The following is a 20,421-nucleotide window of genomic DNA, read 5'->3' on the forward strand; positions in this document are numbered from 1 at the left end:
TCGCGGGACCCCTGGCATGGACTGTTCGGTTTAGAGGCGGAAGACCTCTCGCGGAATGCGGTCGGTGAGATCCCGAATCAGCACCGCGGCCTCCTCCTCGCCCAGCTGATGGGTGGCCACCAGCCCGGCGAGGAATGCGGCATCCGCGCGGCGGGACATGTCGTGGCGGGCGGGGATCGAGCAGAATGCGCGGGTGTCGTCGATGAAGCCCGAGGTTTTGGCAAACCCGGCGCTGTCGGTCACGGCCGAGCGGTAGCGGGCGATCGCCGCAGGGGTGTCGATAAACCACCACGGTGCCCCGGCATAGACTGAGGGGTAGAACCCGGCAAGCGGGCCGATTTCCCGTGAGAACACCGTCTCGTCAACGGTGAACAGCACCAGGCGGAAGGTGTCGTTGGTTCCGAAGTCCTGGAGCATGCGGCGCAGGGGGCGGGTGAACGAGCCCTGGTCGGGCAGGTCGTGTCCGGTGTCGGGACCGAAGCGTTCCAGGGTCGGGGTGTGGTGCCCGCGGATCACGCCGGGGTGCAGCTGCATGACCAGACCGTCCTCGGCCGCCATCTCGGCATAGCGGTAGAGCATGTTGCGGCGGTAGGCGACGGCGTCGGCCTCGGTCGCGGTTCCGGCCAGGGCGGCGGCGTGGATGCGTTCGGCCTCGGCGAGGGGGAGCGGCTCGGCGGTGGGTTCAAGCACGCCGGTATCGGTGGCCGTGGCCCCGTGGTTGATGAAGTGTGCACGGCGGTTCCGCAGCGCGGCGATCAGGCCCGCGTACGTTCCGGTGTCGATATCGGCAGCCTCGGCGATCGCGGTGAGGGCGCCGCGCCAGGCTGGGGCCGAGGGGTCCATGTAGCGGTCGGCGCGGAAGGTCGGCAGCACGCGTCCGTGGAAGGTGGGATCCTCGGCCAGGGCGCGGTGGGCATCCAGCGAGTCGGCGGGATCGTCGGTGGTGGCCAGGACCTCGATGTTGAAGCGCTCAAACAGTGCCCGCGGCCGCCACCCGGGCTGCGCCAGCTTGGCGGCGATCTGCGCATAGATCGAGTCCGCGGTGTCCGCAGAGGGGACCTCGGTGATCCCAAACACGTCGTGCAGCTCGGTTTCGAACCAGTAGCGCACCGGGGTTCCGGCGAAGTGGTGCCAGTGGCTGCAGAACCTGCGCCAGATGTCCGATCCGCTCGCGGTGGAGGGCACGCCGCGGTCGGCCAGACCCAGATCGCCCAGGGCGACACCGTGGGCGTGCAGCAGCCGGGTGACGTAGTGGTCAGGGGTGATCAGCAGCTCGGCGGGATCCCGGAACGCCGCGTTTTCCAGCAGCAGGGTGGCATCCACATGCCCGTGCGGGGAGAGGATCGGCGCACCCGCCACCTCCCCGTAGAGCCGCCGAGCGATAGCGAGTGTGGTGGGGTCTGCCGGAAGCAGACGATCGGGGTGTGGGGTGAGCTCAGTCACGGGTGTCTCCCTGTCTTCATTGGCTGGGGTCGGTAACGCGGTGGTGCAAAACTGTGGGTGGCTAGTGCTCCCGGGCGGGGCCGGTGGACTTGCGCACGGTCAGGTGGGTGGGCAGCAGCATCGGCGGGGGCGGCGGAGCGTCGGCACCCGCTTCGAGCCGGGACAGCAGCATCGAGACGGCCATCCGCCCCGCGCGCTCGATCGGCGCGGTGAGGGTGGTGAGCGGGGGATTGCAGAAGTCAGCCCCGAAGATGTCGTCGCAGCCGACCACGCTGATGTCCTCGGGGACGCGGACGCCGCGCTCGCGGAATCGCTCGAGCATCCCGATCGCGATCAGGTCGTTGAACACCACGCACGCGGTGGATTCGCTGTTGATCATCGCCTCCGCTGCCGCCGCGCCCGAGGCCATGCTCGGGGCATATTCGCGGGTGCGGACGGGGTGGACGCCGAGCTTCTGCGCGGTCTTTTCCAGCCGCTGCCAGCGGCGCTCATTGGACCAGGACATATCGGGTCCGGACACGTAGGTGATCCGGCGGTGCCCGAGGGAGGCGAGGTGGTCGAGGGCCTGGTCGATCCCGAACGGGGTGTCGATGATGACCGCGGGAATCCCGGGCACATGACGGTTGATCGCGACCAGTGGCATCCGCTCGGCCAGCGCGAGCAGCTGCTGATCGGAGAGCCTGGATGCGGTGAGGATCGCCCCGTCGGCCGAGCGGCGCAGCGAGTCGATGGTCGCGGCCTCGGAGTCGCTGGACTCGGCGGTGTCCACGAGCATCTGGAGGTAGTTTGCCGCCTTGAGTTGCTGCTGTGTGCCACGAATCAGCCCGAAGTAAAACGGGTTGGTGATGTCCGAGACCAGCACCGCGATCGATCCGGTCTGCCCCGAGGTGAGGGCGCGCGCCTGGGTGTTCGGGGTGTAGTTGAGGGCCCGGGCGATCGCCACGATTTTCTCCCTGGTCTGGGCATTTACCCGGCCCGGATTGGAGAGAGCGCGCGAAACGGTCGACGCGGCGAATCCGCTTTCGCGGGCCACATCGTGAATCGTCGCGGGTCTGGTTGACGGCGACACCGGGTCATTACTCATATCCAGAGAAAACCACACTTGGCAATTTTTGGCAAACGGTTGCTGAAAGTTTGTCGTTTTGTCTAGAGTCGGTGCACCGGGGTTTTGAGCCACGGTTTCACCCACTCAAGGAGGAGCTCGGATGATGAAGAAAAAACTCGCCCTGACCACGGCGCTGCTGGCGGCCGGCGCGATCACCCTCGCCGGTTGCGCGAGTGGCGGTGACGCACCCGGCGATGGCGCCGGTGCGCTGGACGGAAAGGGCAAGACCCTGAATGTTCTGACCGACGCCAACACGCTCTACCCGGAGGAACAGCAGAAGTGGTTCGCCGATGTGAGCGAAAAGTTCAAGGCCAAGACCGGTGCCGAGGTAAAGTTCGAAACCTTCGCCAGCGCCAACGATGAGCTGACCAAGATCCAGACTTCGGTGGTCTCGGGCCAGGGCCCGGACATCTACTCGCTGGGTACCACGTTCACCCCCACCGCCTACGCCACCGGCGCCTTCGTCAAGGTCAGCGACGACGACTGGAAGAAGGTCGGCGGCCGCGACCGCTTCACCGAGGCCAGCCTGGGGATTTCCGGACCGGACAAGGACAACGAGGTGGGGATCCCCGCCCGAAGCCGTCCGTTTGTGATGGCGTACAACACCGAGATGCTTGCCGCCGCCGGCATCGACAAGCCCGCCGACACCTGGGACGGACTGCTCGAGCAGGCAAAGAAGCTGACCCACGACGACGTGTACGGTCTGAGCATCGCCTACGGCGACAACTTCGACCCGTGGAAGTTCATCTGGGCGATGTCGACCCAGGCCGGTAACCCGATCATCGACGGCAAGAAGGTGCGCCTGGATGACCCGGTCACGATCAAGGCCTATGAAACCTACTTCGGCTGGCTGACCCAGGACAAGGTGGTCAACCCGGCCGCGATCGGTTGGAAGGCCAGCCAGGCCCTCGCCTCGTTCGCCGACGGAAAGGCCGCGTTCATGCCGATGGTCACCGCAACCTCGATCAACACCCTGGAAGCCTCGGCCGTGGCCGGTAAGTACGCCTACGCGGTCATGCCGACCGTTCCGCCGGGGGAGACCAAGCGTCCCTCCGACGGTAAGGAAGCCGCCTCGATCCTCAGCGGATCCAACTTCGTGGTTGCCGACTACTCCAAGAACAAGGACCTCTCCTTCGCCCTGATCGAGATGCTCACCACCGCCGAGGAACAGAAGGTCTATTACGACACCTTCGGCGAGATGCCCACCAACGCCAAGGCTGCCGAGGCCCTGGAGACGGACAACGCGCAGCTCGCCCCGATCGTTGAGGCGTCCAAGCTCTCCGTTGGCACCCCGTTCAGCGGTGCCTGGGGAGATGTTCAGCTGGGCATGACCAATGTCGTGGTTCAGGCCATCCCCTCGCTCAACGCCGGATCGGTGAGCACCGATCAGATCATCTCCGCCCTGAAGACCGAGCAGGACAAGGCTCAGTCTGCCCTGGATCGCGCGAAGTAAGACACCGGAAGAGACCCTCATGGTTACCACCCCCGAGGCGCGCACCCGCGCCGACGCACTCGCGGCTGACACCACCCCCGAGGCGCGCACCCGCGCCGACGCACTCGCGGCCAATGCCGCCGCGAGCGCCGATGCCACTCCGGCGCGCACCGCCGCGCGCCGGGGCGGGCATCCCGCCCCCTCCTCGCCTCCCACGGGCCGCCCGCGTCGGGCCCGGAAGATCGGCGAGCGTGATCGCCCGCTCTGGATGCTCGCCCCCGGCGGCATCCTGATGGTGGTGGTGATCCTGGTCCCGCTGGTGCTGGGACTGGTGATCTCCCTGATGGATCTCGACCAGTACACGCTGCGGCAGTGGATCAGCGCACCGTTTATCGGCATCACCAACTACGTGGAGGCGCTGACCAAGTCCACGCTGATCCAGTCGATCGGTATCAGCGTGGGCTACGCGGTCCTGGTGACCCTGATCTGCCTGCCGATCGGTGTCGCCGCGGCCCTGGCCACCCAGAACCGCTTCCGCGGTCGGGGCCTGGTCCGCTCGCTGTTCCTGGTGCCCTACGTGCTGCCGACCTTCGTGGTGGGTACCGTGTGGCGCACGATGCTCCAGCCCGACGGGGTGGGCAACGCGATGCTCAAGAACTTCGGCATCGACGGGGGCCTCTGGCTCAACGGCCCGCAGTCCTACTGGGCGCTGGTGTTTGTGCAGATCTGGGCATCCTGGCCCTTCATCTACCTGCTGGTGCTCTCGGGCCTGCAGTCGGTGGACTCCGAGGTACACGAGGCGTCGGCCCTGGATGGTGCCGGCTGGTGGACCAAGCTGCGCTATGTCATCCTGCCCTACCTCAAGGGACCGATCACCCTCGCGCTGATCATCTCCTTCCTGCACTCGGTCAACAACTTCACCCTCCCGTTTGTGCTGTTTGGAATCCCCGCACCGGCGGATGTCAACGTCCTGCCCGTGCTCACCTACATCACCGGCTTCCAGAACTTCCGGTTCGGACTGTCGGCCGCGATGGCCGTGATCTCGCTGATCCTGATCGCGATTCCGCTCTTTATCTACCTGCGAGCAGTGAAGCTCGACACCGGAGAGGATGGTGGTTCCCGTGTCCGCAAGTAACACGATCGCCCCCGTACGCGTGACCCCGCACCGCGCCAGCGCCAAGGAGGGTGCCCGCCAGGCGCAGATCCACCGGCTGCTCCCCAAGCCCCTGCTGATCGTGATCCTGGCTGCGCTGCTGGTGTTCTCGATGGTGCCTGTGCTCTACATCTTCTTTGCCTCGATCAACTCCGATCTGGCCGTGGCCCGCGGGGCATTCTGGCCCACCGAGTTGACCTTCGAGAACTACTCGAAGATCTGGACCACGGTGGACCTGGGCACCGGACTGGTGAACAGCGTGCTGGTGGCAGGCGGCGTCGCGATCGTCTGCGCGGGACTCTCGGTCTCCACCGCCTATGTGCTGGTGCGCTATGCCTTCCGCGGCCGCCTGCTGGTGCTGCGTGGTCTGCTCGCGCTGCAGTCGATCCCCGGAACCCTGCTCCTGCTGCCCGTGTTTGTGCTCTTCTCCAGCGCGGCTTCGACCCTGGGTGTGCAGATCATCGGTACCCGCTGGGGCCTGTTCCTCACCTACCTGACCTTTGCGCTGCCGTTCTCCACCTGGGTCATGGTGACCTACCTGCGTGGCCTGCCGCGTGAGCTTGAGGAGGCGGCGCGCCTGGATGGTGCCTCGCCCTTCAAGATCCTCACCCGGATCAGCGTGCCGCTGAGCTGGCCGGGCATCGTCGTCTCGGGCATCTTCGCGTTCCTGCTGGGCTGGAACGACGTGCTCTTCGCCTCGGTGATGACACGCCCGGAGTCTCGAACCGTGGCCGTCTCGCTGCAGATTTTTGGGGCCACCCAGGAGGGCGGTGCCGTCCCGGTTTATGGCCAGATGATGGCCGCCGCGCTGGTGTGTGCGGTGCCCGTTGTTGTTCTCTACCTTATTTTCCAGCGCTACCTTGTTGGTGGCCTCACCGCAGGAGGAGTTAAGTAATGACCGCATCATCCACCCCCACCTGGACCCTGTCCGGGTTCGGGGACGAGATCCATGAGGATCCCCGCATTCAGATCGCCGTGCTGCAGGCGCTCGGTGCCCAGCACATCGAGGTCCGCAGCGCCTGGGGTATCAACATCGTGGAGCTTGACGATGCCCGGCTGGAGGAGCTGCGTGCGCTGCTCGCCGAACAGGAGATGGGGGTCTCGGCCATCGCCTCGCCGCTGGGCAAGGTGGATATCACCTTGGACTTCGACGCCGAGCTGGCACGCCTGGACCGCGCGATCAACGCCGCCAAGGTGCTGAACAGCCGCTACATCCGCATCTTCTCCTTCTACTACGGCGAGGGCGTGGACGTGGACGCGATCCGCGAACCCGTGATCGAACGACTGACCCGCTTTGCCGAGATCGCCCAGGCTGCCGGGATCGTGCTGCTGCACGAGAACGAGAAGGACATCTATGGCGACACCCCCGCCCGGGTGCTCGACCTGATCACCTCGGTGAACTCGCCGGCACTCCGCGTGGCCTGGGACAACGCCAACTATGTACAGGTGGGAGCGGTGCCCTTCGATGACGGATTCGAGGACCTGCGCCCCTACCTGGAATACCTGCAGGTGAAGGACGCCCTCGCGAGCGACCGCTCGGTGGTTGCCGCGGGCGAGGGCGACGGCCAGCTGCGCGAAACCCTCGGTGCCCTGGCATCCGACGGGTTTGCCGGCTTCGCCTCGCTCGAACCGCACCTGTCCGATGCATTCGCCACCGGCGGATTCTCCGGGGCCGCCGCCTTCGGGCGTGCAGCCCGTGCCTTTCGGGGCCTCACCGATGAACTGGGAGTAACACTCAAATGACCACCGCAACACCCACCCGTGCCGTCATCATTGGCTGCGGCGTGATCGGCACCCACCACGCCCGCGTCCTGGCGGCCCACGAGGCCTTCACCGTGAGTGCGCTGGTGGATGTCTTCCCCGAAGCCCTCTCTACCCTCGCTGACCTGCTGCCCGCCGAGTATCCGGTGGATCGTCCGCGCACCTTCGCGACCCTGACCGAGGCGCTTGAAGCCGGAGACATCGACCTGGTGGTCATCACGACCCCCAGTGGTCTGCACGTGGACGCGGCCCGGGAGGCACTCGCCGCCGGCGTGCACGTGGTGATCGAGAAGCCGATCGACGTGGACCTGGTGCGCGCTCGCCGCATCGCCGACCTGGCCGATGAGGCCGCCGAGCGCGGGCTGATCGTCAGCGTCATCTCCCAGCACCGCTTCGATCCGGCCAGCGTGCTGGTCAAGCAGTCCATCGACGAGGGCCGCTTCGGCCGGGTCACCTCGGGGTCGGCCACCGTGGCCTGGTGGCGCGGACAGGACTACTACGACAGCGGCAACTGGCGCGGCACCTGGGAACTCGACGGCGGCGGCGCGGTGATGAACCAGGGTGTGCACACCGTGGACCTGCTGCGCTGGACCCTCGGGACCCCGGTGGAGATCTACGCCCGCACCGCGCTGCTCGCCCACGAGCGGATCGAGGTCGAGGACATCGCGGTGGCCACGGTCGCCTTCGAATCCGGAGCCCTCGGCGTGATCCACTGCACCACCGCCGCCTACCCGGGTCTGAACACCCGCCTGCAGGTGCTCGGGTCGCGCGGATCCGCGGTGATCGACAACGACCGCCTGGAGTACTTCCACGCGGCCGGCGGCGCCGACCTGATTCCCGGAACCGGGTTGAGCGCGGTGGGTACGGCGAACCAGGCAGCCGAGGTCATCGACGCCGGTCAGCTCTCCACCTCCCCGCGGGCGGAGGGCGACTTCCTCGCCGCCCACACCCGGCAGTATGACGACATTGCCACCGCGCTGCGGGACGGCCGCGACCCGGGCATCACCGCCCGCGACGCGACCCACTCGCTCGCACTCGTACACGCGATGTACGCCTCGGCGACCCTGGGCACCGCGGTGCTGTTCGCCGACGTGCTCGCCGGAAAATATGACGACCTCACCCTGACGACGGGACGCGCATCATGAAGTATTCGGTATTCACCGCCTCGACCCCCGACTGGACCCCGGCCGAGGCCGCCCAGACCCTGGCCGCCCAGGGCTGGGACGGCATCGAGTGGCGCATCACCGACCAGGACGAAGCCACCCCGCCCGGATTCTGGGCCGGAAACCGCGCGACCTGGCCGATGACCGGGCTCGAGGACCACCTCACCCAGATTCGCGAGATCACCACCGCCAATGGTCTGGAGTTCTCCGGCATCGGCGGGTATGCCCAGCTGGAAAACCGGGTGGATGCCGAGAGGATGCTCGCCGCCACCGCCGCCGTCGGTGCGACCCAGGTACGCATCGCGATGCCGCGGGTGGACGGACGCAACTACGCCGATCTGTTTGCCCAGGCCCGCACCAACCTGGAATACATCGTGAGCGTGGCCGAAAAGCACGGCGTCAAGGCCCTGGTTGAGCTGCACCACGAGACCATCACCCCGTCGGCCTCGGCCGCGCGCCGCCTGGTCGAGGGACTGAACCCGCGGTTTGTCGGGGTAATCCACGACGTGGGAAACCTGGTCAACGAGGGCTTCGAAAACCACCTGGCCGGATTCCAGCTGCTCGGGGAATACCTGGCTCACGTGCACATCAAGAATGCCCGGTGGGTCATCGACCGGGTGGAAATCGACGGCACCCACGTCTGGCGTCACGAGTGGACCACCCTGCGCGCCGGACAGGCGGACCTCGCCGGATACGTGCGCGATCTGGTGGCGTTCGGCTACGACGGCTGGATCACCCTGGAGGACTTCTCGACCGAGGTCCCGCTCAAGCAGCGCACCGCCGAGAACCTGGCCTACGTGCGCGGCCTGGTCGAGGCCGCGCAGGCGGGTTCGCGTGACTAGCTTCGCCGCGGCCGGGGATCGGGTGCCCACCCGGACCCGGCCGCACCCCCGCATCCGCATCGCCCACCTGGGCCTCGGCGCGTTCCACCGCGCCCACCAGGCCTGGTACACCGAGCTGGTGCAGCGCGAGAATCCGGGGGACTGGGGGATCGAGTCCTTCACCGGACGCTCGCCCGCGCAGGCCGAGATTCTGGCCGCCCAGGATGGCGTGTTTACGCTGGTGGTCCGGGCGGCATCGGGGGACACGTTTGAGCGGGTCGAGTCGATTGCCCGGGCCAGCGACGGTAACGACACCGCGCGCTGGCGTGCGCGGTTGGCCGATCCGGACACCGCGATCCTCAGCCTGACGATCACCGAGGCGGGCTACCGGCGCGGCCCGAACGGGACGCTGGATGCGGCCGATCCCGATGTGGCGGCCGATATCGAGGTCCTGCGGGCGGCGGCTTCGGGGTCGGCCCCGGCGTCGAACCCGGCCGAGGAATCCGACCCGGGTGCCCGAGATCACGCCGGACGGGGCGGCAGTCGAGCCACATCCACTCCGGGCTGCGTGAGCGCACCGGGCCGGATCGTGGACGGACTGCGGGTCCGCCGCGACGCGGATGCCGGGCCGATCGCGATCCTCAGCTGCGACAACCTCGCCGACAACGGTGCGGTGACCCGCGCGGTGGTGCTGGACCTGGCCACCCGGGTCGACCCGGCCCTGGCCGCCTGGATCCGGGACAACGTCTCGTTTGTGTCCTCGATGGTGGACCGGATTACCCCGGCCACCACCGACGCCGACCGCCACGAGGTGGCCGAGCAGACCGGACTTGCGGACGCCGCGGTCATCGTGACCGAGCCGTTTGCCGAGTGGATCATCGTCGGGGATTTCCCGGCGGGACGCCCGGACTGGGAACACGTCGGCGTGCGCTTTGTCAACGAGATCGAGCCCCATGAGCGGCGCAAACTCTGGCTTCTCAACGCCGGACACTCGCTGTTGGCCTATGCGGGACTGGCGCGCGGTCACCGGACCGTGGATGCCGCCTTCGCCGATCCCGAGCTTGCCGAACGCCTGGAGACCCTGTGGTCCGAGGCCGCCGACGTGCTGCCCCAGGACGGGGCCGAGATCGACGCCGCCCGCGCCGCACTGCGCGAGCGCTTCGCCAACCCGCGGATCCGGCACCACCTGGCCCAGATCGCCCTGGGCGGCGCCCATAAGCTCCCGCCGCGGATCTTCGACGTGGTGCGGGCCAGACTGGCCGCGGGCCTCGATGCGGGGACCGGCACGGTCCCGATCGTCGAGGAGTGGATCGCCTACCTGCGCCGTGCGGACACCCCGGCCGCCGAGTCCGCTCCGCTGGGTGCGGGGATCGAGGCGGGAAGCCTGGGCGTCGAGGACGTACTGGGGATTCTGACCCCGGATCTACGCGAGGTTTTTGGGCTGCAAGCGATCGAATCCTGACCGGTCCCGAACCGGACTGCGGCCGCACCATCCCTCCCGGCTGGTGCGGCCGTCGCCGTCTCGGGTCCGACGATTTACACTCGCCGGGAAAACTCGGTTAGACTAGGCGCTGAACTTCGGCGAGGGCTGTCCTTCGGGATAAGCCGTTATCGACGCGGTGGGCAAGGCCTCGGCTTTTCCTCACGCTGATATGCGTTCGAGTTGAAACTATCCGGGTCCCCGAGGCCCGCCACATCAAGGAGTAATTATGGCTGACAACAGCGTAAACCTGGACGCCGAACTGCGTACCTCTTTCGGTAAGGGTGCCGCCCGCAAGCTGCGCGCCGCCGGCAAGATCCCCGCCGTCATCTACGGTCACGGCACCGAGCCCAAGCACGTGTCGCTGCCCACCCACGCCACCGGCCTGATCGTGCGTCACACCAACGCCCTGATCAACCTGAACATCGAGGGCACCGAGGAGCTCGTTCTCGTGCGCGAGGTTCAGAAGGACCCGGTTCTGCGTATCATCGAGCACATCGACCTGGCGGTTGTTGTGAAGGGTGAAAAGGTCGAGGTTGAGATCCCCGTTCACGTTGAGGGCGACTCGGCTCCGGGCACCCTGGCAAACGTTGAGACCAACACCCTGCGTCTGCTGGTTGCCGCAACCAACATCCCCGCCAACGTTGTGGTTTCGATCGCCGGTGCCGAGGAGGGACAGCACGTCCACGCCAAGGACGTCGTTCTGCCCGAGGGGGCCGAGCTCGTTGACGACGCAGACCTGCTGATCGTCCAGGTTGCCGCCGCTCCGGCCGCTCCCGCCGAGGATGAGGCCACCGAGGCTGCCGCCGAGTAATTCTCGCGCACACGTCTCGCGCCCCGTTCTCCCTGGTGGAGGGCGGGGCGCGTTTTTTGGCCGAGGGAACCCGCGCTACCCTGGACCCATGACAGATTCGGCGCAACCTCGCCGCTGGTGGCACATTTTTTTGGGAGCACGGACACAGAACATGGCTGCAGCAAACACCTGGCTGGTGATCGGACTCGGCAACCCCGGCCCGCGCTATGAGCGCACCCGGCACAACATCGGACAGATGGTGATTGCCGAGCTGGCCGGTCGTCTGGGCCAGCAGCTCAAGCGGCACCGCAGCGCGGCCCTGGTGGCCGAGGGTTTCCTCGCCCCGGGCGGACCCAAGCTCATCGTGGCGACCCTGACCAGCTTCATGAACGTCTCGGGGAAGCAGACCGCGGCCCTGGCCTCGTTCTATTCGATTCCTCCCGAGCGGATCATCGTCATCCACGACGAGATGGACATCCCCTTCGACAGCATCAAGCTGAAGATCGGCGGCGGGCACGGCGGCCACAACGGGCTGCGCGATATTGCCGCGGCGCTGGGAACCCCCGAGTTCATTCGGGTGCGCACCGGGGTGGGTCGTCCGGTGGGGCGTCAGGATCCGGCGGACTTTGTGCTGGCACCGTTCACCTCGGCCGAGCGGGAGACCCTCCCGATCCTGATCGCCGATGCCGCCGACGCCGCCGAACTGGTGGCCACCGAGGGGCTGACCGCCGCGCAGCAGAAGTTCCACAGCCGCGGCTAGGCTCCGGTCGCCTCGGCACACGCGAAACGGCCTCCCTCGTGAGAGGGAGGCCGTTTCGCGTGTGCCGGATCAGAGGGACCGGGGTTCGTCCATGAGGGGGTGAGGTCGGTGATGCGACCCGCGGAATGGACGGTGGGGGCTAGTCGGTGACCGTGAGGTTGGCGACCCGGTCGCCGGCGGCACTCAGCACAAACCGGAAGCGGCGCACGGTGGGACCCTCGGGGTTGTCGGTGTTGATGCGGTAGAGCAGCGTGATGCTGCGAGCGTCACGCTCGACACCGAAATGCTGGGCGCTCACCCGGCGCTCGGTGAACTGGTGGGCCCAGCGCAGCAGGGCCTCGCCGCCCACGTACTCGTTGTTGTGGTCGGTGATCCGGGCATCATCGGTGACCAGATCCAGCAGCGGAGCCGGATCGGGAAGCACCGCCGATGCCACAAAATCGGTGATGACCGGGGGCAGATCGGTCGCGTTTTCGAGTGTTGCCGAGAGGGTCATGCGTTTCAACTTTCGCCGGGGGACGTGAGGGTGATCGACGCTGATCGGGTGGATGCTCACACCATAATTCCGTGTGAATCCTCGCATCGGGCAGAACCTGGCGCGTTGTGAATCATCATATGTCGCATTTCAGTGCACGGTTTTTTCGGCGACTCATGCATGCATGTTCGGCTCGTGATCACCGTGTAATTCGGTGAAAAAATGCCGAATTATCCACTTGGTAAGGGGGGATCGGGTTCATCGTCCGCGAACCGCGGAACCTCCAGGGCGGAGTTTGGCAACACGTCGCGCGGGGGCTCAGTTCGGGCGATTTCGCTAGATAGCAGGAGCTATCTAGTAGCCGGGGGTGTAAAATCACCAGGTCTTCCGCTCGCGCCGATTCGCCCGCGCCGGCCTGCGGCCGCCGGTCCGCTCACGCCGGTTTCTGCGCGGCGGTTCGCTCAGGGCAGAGGGGGAGCGGATGCCGATGTCACCGGTGCCGTCTAGAATTACCCGGTGATGCTTTCGGGTCTGATTTCAGCGCTTTCTGGCGCGCCGTCGTTTTCCGCTGCCCTGGACTATGCCCCGCGCGATGCCGATTTCTCGGTTGCCGAGGGCCTGACCGCCCCGCTGATTGCCGGGCTGGTCGAACGCCGCCGCGAGGCGGGTGCCCCGCCGGTCGTGCTGGCGATCACCGCTACCGGCCGCGACTCGGAGTCGCTGATCGCCGGCCTGCGTGCGCTCCTGCCCGGCGGTGACATCGTCGATTTCCCGGCCTGGGAGACGCTGCCGCATGAGCGGCTGAGCCCGTCCACCGAGATCGTCGGCCGTCGCCTGGCCGCCCTGCGGGCGCTGCGCACCTGGGATGGCGAGCGCACGCTGATCGTGGTGGCCTCGGTGCGTGCGGCCCTCCAGCCGCTGGCCGAAAACCTCGCCGATGCCGCGCCCATCTCGCTGGTCGCCGGGGCGCGTGGCCACGACCTCCAGGAGCTGGCCGCCCGGCTGGTCGAGGCCGCCTATGTGCGGGTGGACCTCGTAGCCCGGCGCGGGGAGTTTGCCCTGCGCGGAGGCATCCTGGATGTCTTCCCACCCACGGCCGACCATCCCTTCCGGGTCGACTTCTTCGGCGATGAGGTCGAGCAGATCCGCCGCTTCTCGGTGGCCGATCAGCGCTCCCAGGAGGAGGACCTGCCGGGGATCGAACTGGCACCGGCCCGCGAGCTGCTGCTGACCGCCACGGTGCGCCAGCGCGCCCGCGAGATGCAGCATGAGTTCCCCGGTATCTCGGGCATGCTGGAAAAGATCGGCGAGGGTATTCCGGTCGAGGGGATGGAGTCCCTGGCCCCGGCGCTGCTGGAACGCCTGGTCAACGTGGGGCACTACCTCCCGGCGGGAACCGCGGTCGCGGTGGCCTCGCCCGAGCGGGTCACCACCCGGGCGATCAGCCTGGCCGAAACCAACCGTGAGTTCCTGGCCGCCGCCTGGAGCGCGGCCACCGCGGGGGCCGGGGCACCGATCGATCTGGGCGGGGGAGAGTTCATCACCCTGGGTGCCCTGCGCGACTCGCTCAAGTACTCCCGTCCCGGCGAACCCAATACCGATCACCCGTGGTGGACGTTCAGCTCCTTCCAGCAGGGTCCCGCGGGCGGCGATATCGACATCGATGCGATGCTCGAGGTGCGGGTCGAGGCCGACGCCGTGCCGAGCTTCGCCGGAAACGTCGAGGGGGCGATCGCCCACGTGGGTGAGCGCCTGCGCGCGGGCTGGTCGGTCGTGGTGACCGCCGGCGGACAGGGCCTCCTGGAGCGGGCCCGCGACGTCCTGAGTGAGGCCGGTCTTGCCGCCCGCATCGTCACCGAGCTGCCCGCCGAGCTGGAAACCGGAGTCGCGTTCCTGGTCCAGGCGAGCCTCGACCATGGCTTCGAGATGACCGAGATCAACCTGGGCCTGATCAGCGAGGCCGAGTTTTACGGTCGCGCGGTGGGATATGACTCCCGCGCGGTCAAGAAGCTGGCCTCGCGCCGCCGCAACGTGGTCGATCCGCTTCAGCTCAACCCCGGCGACCACGTGGTGCACCAGACCCACGGCATCGGACGCTTCGTGGAGATGACCCAGCGCACGGTCTCGACCGGTGGACGCAACCCGATCAAGTCGCTGCGCGAGTATTTGGTGCTGGAGTACGCCCCGAATAAGCGCGGCTATCCCGGCGATAAGCTCCTGGTGCCCACCGATCAGCTCGACCTGCTCTCGCGCTACGTGGGAGGCGAGGCCCCGCAGCTGTCCAAGATGGGCGGTTCGGACTGGTCCCAGGCCAAGTCCAAGGCGCGCAAGGCCGTGCGGGACATCGCGGTGGAGCTGGTGAAGCTCTACTCGGCCCGGATGAACAGCGTGGGCCACGCGTTTGGACCCGACACACCCTGGCAGCGTGAGCTGGAGGAGGCGTTCCCCTATCCCGAGACCCCCGACCAGCTGACCACCATCAGCGAGGTCAAGTCCGATATGGAAAAGCCGATCCCGATGGACCGCCTGCTCTCCGGCGATGTGGGCTTCGGTAAGACCGAGGTTGCCGTGCGCGCGGCGTTCAAGGCGATTCAGGACGGCAAACAGGTCGCGGTGCTGGTGCCCACCACGCTGCTGGTGAAGCAGCACTTCGAGACCTTTGCCGAGCGCTATGCGGGCTTCCCGATCCACCTGCGCGCGCTCAGCCGCTTCCAAACCGCCAAGGAGGCCAAGGAGATCATCGCCGGGCTCGAGTCCGGGACCGTGGATATCGTGATCGGGACCCACCGCCTGCTCACCGACAATGTGCTCTTCAAGGACCTCGGTCTGGTCATCATCGACGAGGAGCAGCGCTTCGGTGTCGAGCACAAGGACAAGCTGAAAAAGCTCAAGACCAACGTCGACATCCTGGCGATGAGCGCGACCCCGATCCCGCGCACCCTGGAGATGGCGGTGACCGGCATCCGCGAGATGTCAACCCTGGCCACCCCGCCCGAGGAGCGTCAGCCGGTGCTGAGCTTTGTGGGTCCCCATAACGATAAGCAGGTCGCCGCCTCGATTCGGCGCGAGCTGCTGCGTGAGGGGCAGATATTCTTTGTTCACAACCGGGTGCAGAGCATCAGCCGGGTGGCCTCCCACCTGGCCGAGCTGGTGCCCGAGGCGCGGATCGCGGTCGCCCACGGCAAGCTCTCCGAGCATCAGCTGGAGCAGGTGGTCGTGGACTTCTGGGAGCGGAAGTTCGACGTTCTGGTGTGTACCACGATCATCGAAACCGGCCTGGACATCTCCAATGCCAACACGATCATCATCGACCGCGCCGATAAGTACGGCCTGAGCCAGCTGCATCAGCTGCGTGGACGGGTGGGGCGTGGGCGCGAGCGCGCCTACGCGTACTTCCTCTACGATCCGGCCAAGCCGCTGTCCGAGACCGCGCATGATCGGCTCTCCACGATCGCCGCGAATAACGAGCTCGGCTCGGGCATGCAGGTCGCGCTCAAGGACCTGGAGATCCGCGGTGCCGGAAACATGCTCGGTGGCGAGCAGGCCGGGCACATCGCCGGAGTCGGGTTTGACCTCTATCTGCGGATGATCGGCGAGGCCGTCAACACGTTCCGCGGCGAGGACACCACCGGTCCGACCGAGCTGCGCCTCGAGCTGCCGATCGATGCCCATATCCCCGAGGACTATGTGGATAGCGAGCGACTGCGTCTGGAGGCGTACCAGAAGCTCTCCAGCGCGGCCTCCTCGGCCAAGATCACCGATGAGGATCGGATCGATCTGGTGGTTGAGGAGCTGCAGGATCGCTATGGGACCCCGCCGCTCGAGGTGCGCAACCTGATCGCGGTCTCCAAGCTGCGGCGTCGCGCCCAGGCCTCGGGTCTGTCCGATGTGATCACGATGGGACCGAACCTCCGCATCGCCCCCGCGCACCTGCCCGATTCGCTGCAGGCGCGCCTGCGCCGGATGTATCCGCAGGCCAAGCTGTTGGCCGGGGGCGACGCCCTGGTGCTGCCGCAGCCGCGGATCGACGGCGAGGCCCTGTCCGATGGTGACCTGATCGACTGGGTCTACACGCTGCTGGACGCGCTGTTCCCGATCACCCGGGCCACCAAGGAGTAGCCGGAGCATCCCGCGTGCCCCGGAAGACCGGGACACGCGGGACGAACCGCCTGACAAACACCTGTTAGGCGGTTTCTCGGGTGCCTCGTGGTTTACTGGGTCGGTGCATCACAACGTCTCCGCCCCGACCTCGTCCACGCCGGCCCGGCGCACCCTGCCCTGGCCGATTCTGCTGTTGCTGGGTGTGATCGCGGTCGCCATCTCGGTGACCGGTTCCTGGATCCCCTCGCTGTGGGGCGACGAGGCCGCGAGCATCATGTCGGCCCAGCGGGACTGGGGATCGCTCTGGGCGATGCTCGGGACCGTGGATGCGGTGCACGGCCTGTACTACGCGTTCCTGCACCTCTGGATCGACGTTTTCGGGGCGAGCCCGTTCTCGGTGCGCCTGCCCTCGGCCCTGGCGGTGGGCGGCGCGGCGATTCTGCTCGCGCGCTTTGCCACGCTGCTGGCCGGACGCGGGGTGGGGATCGTGGCGGCGCTGCTGTTTGCCACCGTGCCCCGGGTGACTTACTACGGCACCGAAACCCGCGCCTATGCGTTCACGATGCTGCTGGTCATCTGGCTGCTGTTTGTGCTGGTGCGCCTGGTGGCGCGCCGCGAAACCCGGGTCCTGCCGTGGCTGGGATTTGCCGCGCTGTTTGCGCTGTCCAGCGTGGTGTTTATCTACACGGTGCTGTTTGTGGTGGTCTTCGCGATCATCGTGCTGATGATGCGGCCGGGACGACAGACGATCCTGCGCGCCGCCGTATGGAGCGCACTGGGTGGGATTCTCTCGGTTCCGGTGCTGATCTATGCGTATCTCGAACGCGAGCAGGTGGCCTACCTGCACTCGCGTGATGGGCTGACGATGTCGGCGCTGTTTGAAACCCCGTGGTTCTCGCAGCAGCTGCCCGCGCTGATCGGCTGGGGCCTGATTGTGGTCGGCCTGGTGCTCGCGATCATCGCCCGGGTGCGCCGCGGATCCGATGCCGCCTGGAGTGTGCGTCTGCGCGCCCTCTACCGTCCCGAGGACCCCGCCCTGCCCGGTGTGCTGACCGTGGCGATTCCCTGGCTCGTGGTGCCCTCGGTGCTGCTGGCGCTGGGCACCGCGGTGACCCCGCTGTACTCCCCGCGCTATCTCGCCTTCACCGCGCCGGCGATCGCGCTGCTGATGGCCGTGGGCCTGGTCGCGGTGACCCGGTTGCTTCGCGCCCGCTGGCTGATCCCGATCCTGGTGATCGCCGTGATGCTGGGCTCACTGCCCACGTACCTCGGCCAACGCACGCCGTATCCACGCAACGGCGGGGTGGACTGGAACATGCTCTCGGAGACCGTGGCCGCCCACGCAAAGCCGGGGGAGTCGATCATCTTTGATCAGACCGCGATCAACGCCAAAAAGCCGCGCCTGGCCAAGTACCTCTATCCCGAGGCCTTCGAGGGGCTCAAGGACGTGGGGCTGAAGACCCGGTTCGATCAGACCGACGGCCTTTGGGACAAGGCCTACTCCATCGATGAGACCGTTCAGCGTCTAAACGGTGCCGGCACCGTGTGGTTGGTGCGTGCGGGAGACCGTTTCACCACGGACCAGGGGGCCAGCGACGCGTACGTGTTGGAATTGCAGCGCGCGGGGTATACGGCAACGGAGACGTTTGCCCTGCATCGCTCGGTGCTGATCAGGTTTGAACTCACCCGCTAGCCCCGAGGGCTCCGAAAACCTGGGGCCCTCGGGGCGTGGGACGCACTAGCTCGCAACAACCAATGCCCGGCGACGCATCACCGTCAGTGCGATGGCTGCGGCCCTCGGGTCGTGGGACGCACTAGCTCGCGAGGTCGTTTTCGAAGGCGAGCGTGGTCATCAGCAGGGAGACCGTGAACCCGACGCCGCCGAGCAGGCCCACCGCGACGATCTCGTGGGTGCGCATCCGCTCGGTTGTTGGGGTGGCACCGCTGCGGCTCAGCAGCCAGGCACCGAGCAAGCCGCCGAGCGTGATGCCGATCAGCTTGCCGATCGGCAGCGCGGCCAGGATGCCCCAGAAGGGAGCGGAGAGCTCGCCCAGCGGCACGTGAGGGATGACCACCAGGGTGGCCGAGAAGGCAAAGATCGGCAGCACGAGTCCCGCGCTCCACGGCTCCAGCCGGTGACCCAGCTTATGGCCCACGCCGGCGGGCAGGATCAGTCCGAAGGCCACGCCGGCCAGGGTCGCGTGCACGCCCGAAAGCTGGGTGAGGACCCAGGTGGCGATCCCCAGTATCACCAGCAGGATGCCCAGCATGATGCGGGATTCGGCGGAGGTGGCGCGGCCGAGCGCGCGGGCCACGATCGCGGCGACCACCAGCACGATGACCGCGCCGGCGAGGGCGAGCAGGTCGGGGTTGCCGCCGAAGAAGATCGCGATGATCAGGATGGCGATTAGGTCATCCAGTACCGCCAGGGCCAGCAGGAAGACCCGGATTCGCGGGGGCAGGCCGCGTCCAAACATGGCCAGCACGCCCAGCGCAAACGCGATGTCGGTCGCGGTGGGGATCGGCCAGCCGCCGGGCTGCCCGGCGGGCGCGGCAATCAGCAGGTAGACCAGGGCGGGCACCACCACGCCACCCACGGCGGCGATGGCCGGGTGCAGCGCGCGCTGCCAGGAGTTCAGTTGTCCGGCGGTGAGTTCGTGGCGCAGATCGATGGCGACCACCAGGAAGAAGATTGCCAGCAGACCGTCGCTGATCCAGTGCCCGATGCTGAGGGTCAGCGCCCCCACCCCCACCTCGGTGTGCTGCAGATCAAGAAGCCCGGCACCCAGCGGGGAGTTGGCCAGGATGATCCCGGCGAGTGCTGCCCCGAGGAGGAGGAGTGCCCCCGTGCGCTCGCTGCGCAGGGCGGGTGTGACGTGGGAAAGAATCATGCTGTCCGATCGTGTTGGGCGCATGCGCGCCGGATAGTAACCGTGATCCGTTGGGATCCCCGGGCCGACCAGACTTCCCGGCACTCCACCCCCAGAATATCAGTTGACCGCCTTGTAGGCTGGGATTCCGCGACCCGAGCCGGAGGATACGATGCCCACTCCCCAGACCCCCGCCGATCGGGTTGCCAACCTGGCGGTTGTCCCCGCCGCCGAGTTTCCCGGTACCGCCGCGTACGCCGAGGCCGGGGCCGAGCTGTCGGCCTATGCCGCCGCGATGCACGAGACCCGGCTCACCTGCGTGTGGACCGAGGCGATGACCCACGCGGGCCTGCGCCGCTACCTGCTCGAGGAGACCCACGAGCTGCTGGAGGCCCTCGATGAGGCCGATCCGGTGCACGTGCGCGAGGAACTGGGAGACCTGCTGCTGCAGATTGTGTTCCACGCCGAGATCGCCGCCGGGGATCCGGATGCGGGCTTTGACCTGGCGGATGTGGTGCGGGATGCCCGGGAGAAGATGGTTCGGCGTCATCCCCACGTGTTTGGGCCCGAGGGCGCCGCCGATGTGGACGAGGTCCTGCGGGTGTGGGGTGCGGCCAAGGCCGCGGAGAAGTCCGAGCGGACGGGGATCCTGGACGGGATCGCTCCGACGCTGCCGGCCCTCGCCCGAGCCCAGAAGGTGGCCGCGCGGATCGCCCGGGCCGGGGTGAGCGTCGAATCGAACTTGTCCAGCGTGCCCGCCGAGTCGAGCGCCCCCCTGACTTCCGGGCTGAGTGACACCCAGCCTGCCGAACCCATCGACACCCTGCCCGCCGAGGTATTCACCGACGAGCAGAGCCTGGGCGACTACCTCTTTAGGATCGCCGCCGAGGCTCAGGCCCGGGGCCTGGATGCCGAGTCCGCGCTGCGCACCGCCGCGACCCGCCGGGCCGAGCGCGCCTAGCCGCCAAACCTGACGATGCGCCGCCGACCCGGATGCCGGGTCGGTCCCGCGCCTCGTGAAGCGCGCCCGACGGGCGAAGCCCGGATGAACGGGCGTGCGCCGG

General features: G+C 67.5%; 16 protein-coding genes. 12 read left to right on the top strand and 4 right to left on the bottom strand.

Annotated features, from left to right (window positions below; all coding sequences use genetic code 11):
* Positions 1 to 30: 30 nt before the first annotated feature.
* Positions 31 to 1,443 (bottom strand): glucuronate isomerase, encoded by a 1,413-nt coding sequence (gene uxaC / locus IE92_RS0110160; protein ID WP_030148388.1) that lies wholly within the window; start codon positions 1,441 to 1,443, stop codon positions 31 to 33.
* 61 nt (positions 1,444 to 1,504) lie between these two features.
* Positions 1,505 to 2,527 carry a LacI family DNA-binding transcriptional regulator gene (locus IE92_RS0110165; RefSeq protein ID WP_030149637.1) on the bottom strand — a complete coding sequence of 341 codons (1,023 nt, stop codon included), beginning with the start codon at positions 2,525 to 2,527 and terminating at the stop codon, positions 1,505 to 1,507.
* Between the two features lie 121 nt (positions 2,528 to 2,648).
* Here IE92_RS0110165 and IE92_RS0110170 point away from each other — a divergent pair, with 121 nt between their 5' ends.
* From IE92_RS0110170 to pth, 9 genes are all read left to right on the top strand, one after another.
* On the top strand, positions 2,649 to 4,001 hold the full coding sequence (locus tag IE92_RS0110170; RefSeq protein WP_030148390.1) for an ABC transporter substrate-binding protein: 1,353 nt from the start codon (positions 2,649 to 2,651) through the stop codon (positions 3,999 to 4,001).
* Positions 4,002 to 4,020: 19 nt separating this feature from the next.
* Positions 4,021 to 5,115, top strand: a complete 1,095-nt coding sequence (locus tag IE92_RS0110175) for a carbohydrate ABC transporter permease (protein ID WP_051701614.1) — start codon at positions 4,021 to 4,023, stop codon at positions 5,113 to 5,115.
* On the top strand, positions 5,102 to 6,028 hold the full coding sequence (locus tag IE92_RS0110180) for a carbohydrate ABC transporter permease (RefSeq protein WP_043321744.1): 927 nt from the start codon (positions 5,102 to 5,104) through the stop codon (positions 6,026 to 6,028). The genes IE92_RS0110175 and IE92_RS0110180 overlap by 14 nt, the downstream gene beginning before the upstream one ends.
* Positions 6,028 to 6,876: a sugar phosphate isomerase/epimerase family protein gene (locus IE92_RS0110185; RefSeq protein ID WP_030148393.1), complete on the top strand. Its 849-nt coding sequence runs from the start codon at positions 6,028 to 6,030 to the stop codon at positions 6,874 to 6,876. The genes IE92_RS0110180 and IE92_RS0110185 overlap by 1 nt, the downstream gene beginning before the upstream one ends.
* Complete coding sequence (locus IE92_RS0110190) at positions 6,873 to 8,039, top strand: Gfo/Idh/MocA family protein (protein WP_030148394.1); 1,167 nt, start codon at positions 6,873 to 6,875, stop codon at positions 8,037 to 8,039. The genes IE92_RS0110185 and IE92_RS0110190 overlap by 4 nt, the downstream gene beginning before the upstream one ends.
* The gene (locus IE92_RS0110195; RefSeq protein WP_030148395.1) at positions 8,036 to 8,899 is read left to right on the top strand and encodes a sugar phosphate isomerase/epimerase family protein; all 864 of its coding nucleotides are present in this window, start codon (positions 8,036 to 8,038) and stop codon (positions 8,897 to 8,899) included. The genes IE92_RS0110190 and IE92_RS0110195 overlap by 4 nt, the downstream gene beginning before the upstream one ends.
* The gene (locus tag IE92_RS0110200) at positions 8,892 to 10,340 is read left to right on the top strand and encodes a mannitol dehydrogenase family protein (protein ID WP_211250775.1); all 1,449 of its coding nucleotides are present in this window, start codon (positions 8,892 to 8,894) and stop codon (positions 10,338 to 10,340) included. The genes IE92_RS0110195 and IE92_RS0110200 overlap by 8 nt, the downstream gene beginning before the upstream one ends.
* 247 nt (positions 10,341 to 10,587) lie before the next feature.
* A complete protein-coding gene (locus IE92_RS0110205; RefSeq protein WP_030148397.1) occupies positions 10,588 to 11,172 on the top strand; it encodes a 50S ribosomal protein L25/general stress protein Ctc in 585 nt (194 codons plus the stop codon).
* Positions 11,173 to 11,323: 151 nt separating this feature from the next.
* A complete protein-coding gene (gene pth, locus IE92_RS0110210) occupies positions 11,324 to 11,911 on the top strand; it encodes an aminoacyl-tRNA hydrolase (RefSeq protein ID WP_030148398.1) in 588 nt (195 codons plus the stop codon).
* A gap of 139 nt (positions 11,912 to 12,050) precedes the next feature.
* On the opposite strand, the gene IE92_RS0110215 is transcribed toward pth, so the two are convergent.
* Positions 12,051 to 12,407: a hypothetical protein gene (locus IE92_RS0110215; protein ID WP_030148399.1), complete on the bottom strand. Its 357-nt coding sequence runs from the start codon at positions 12,405 to 12,407 to the stop codon at positions 12,051 to 12,053.
* A 495-nt stretch (positions 12,408 to 12,902) separates the two neighbouring features.
* Between IE92_RS0110215 and mfd the strand changes: the two genes are divergently transcribed.
* Together mfd and IE92_RS0110225 are read left to right on the top strand one after the other, a co-directional pair.
* Positions 12,903 to 16,505, top strand: coding sequence for a transcription-repair coupling factor (mfd, locus tag IE92_RS0110220; protein ID WP_030148400.1), 3,603 nt, complete (start codon positions 12,903 to 12,905; stop codon positions 16,503 to 16,505).
* A 103-nt stretch (positions 16,506 to 16,608) separates the two neighbouring features.
* Entirely contained in the window at positions 16,609 to 18,180 is a 1,572-nt protein-coding gene (locus IE92_RS0110225; RefSeq protein WP_051701613.1) for a glycosyltransferase family 39 protein, read from the top strand.
* A 121-nt stretch (positions 18,181 to 18,301) separates the two neighbouring features.
* Here the strand turns inward: IE92_RS0110225 and IE92_RS0110230 are convergent, their stop codons facing one another.
* Positions 18,302 to 19,378: a Na+/H+ antiporter NhaA gene (locus IE92_RS0110230; protein WP_052367295.1), complete on the bottom strand. Its 1,077-nt coding sequence runs from the start codon at positions 19,376 to 19,378 to the stop codon at positions 18,302 to 18,304.
* Positions 19,379 to 19,529: 151 nt separating this feature from the next.
* Between IE92_RS0110230 and IE92_RS0110235 the strand changes: the two genes are divergently transcribed.
* The gene (locus IE92_RS0110235; RefSeq protein WP_051701612.1) at positions 19,530 to 20,318 is read left to right on the top strand and encodes a MazG nucleotide pyrophosphohydrolase domain-containing protein; all 789 of its coding nucleotides are present in this window, start codon (positions 19,530 to 19,532) and stop codon (positions 20,316 to 20,318) included.
* Positions 20,319 to 20,421: the final 103 nt, after the last annotated feature.

The sequence above is a fragment of the Mycetocola saprophilus genome (assembly GCF_000718085.1).
Lineage (GTDB): Bacteria > Actinomycetota > Actinomycetes > Actinomycetales > Microbacteriaceae > Mycetocola > Mycetocola saprophilus.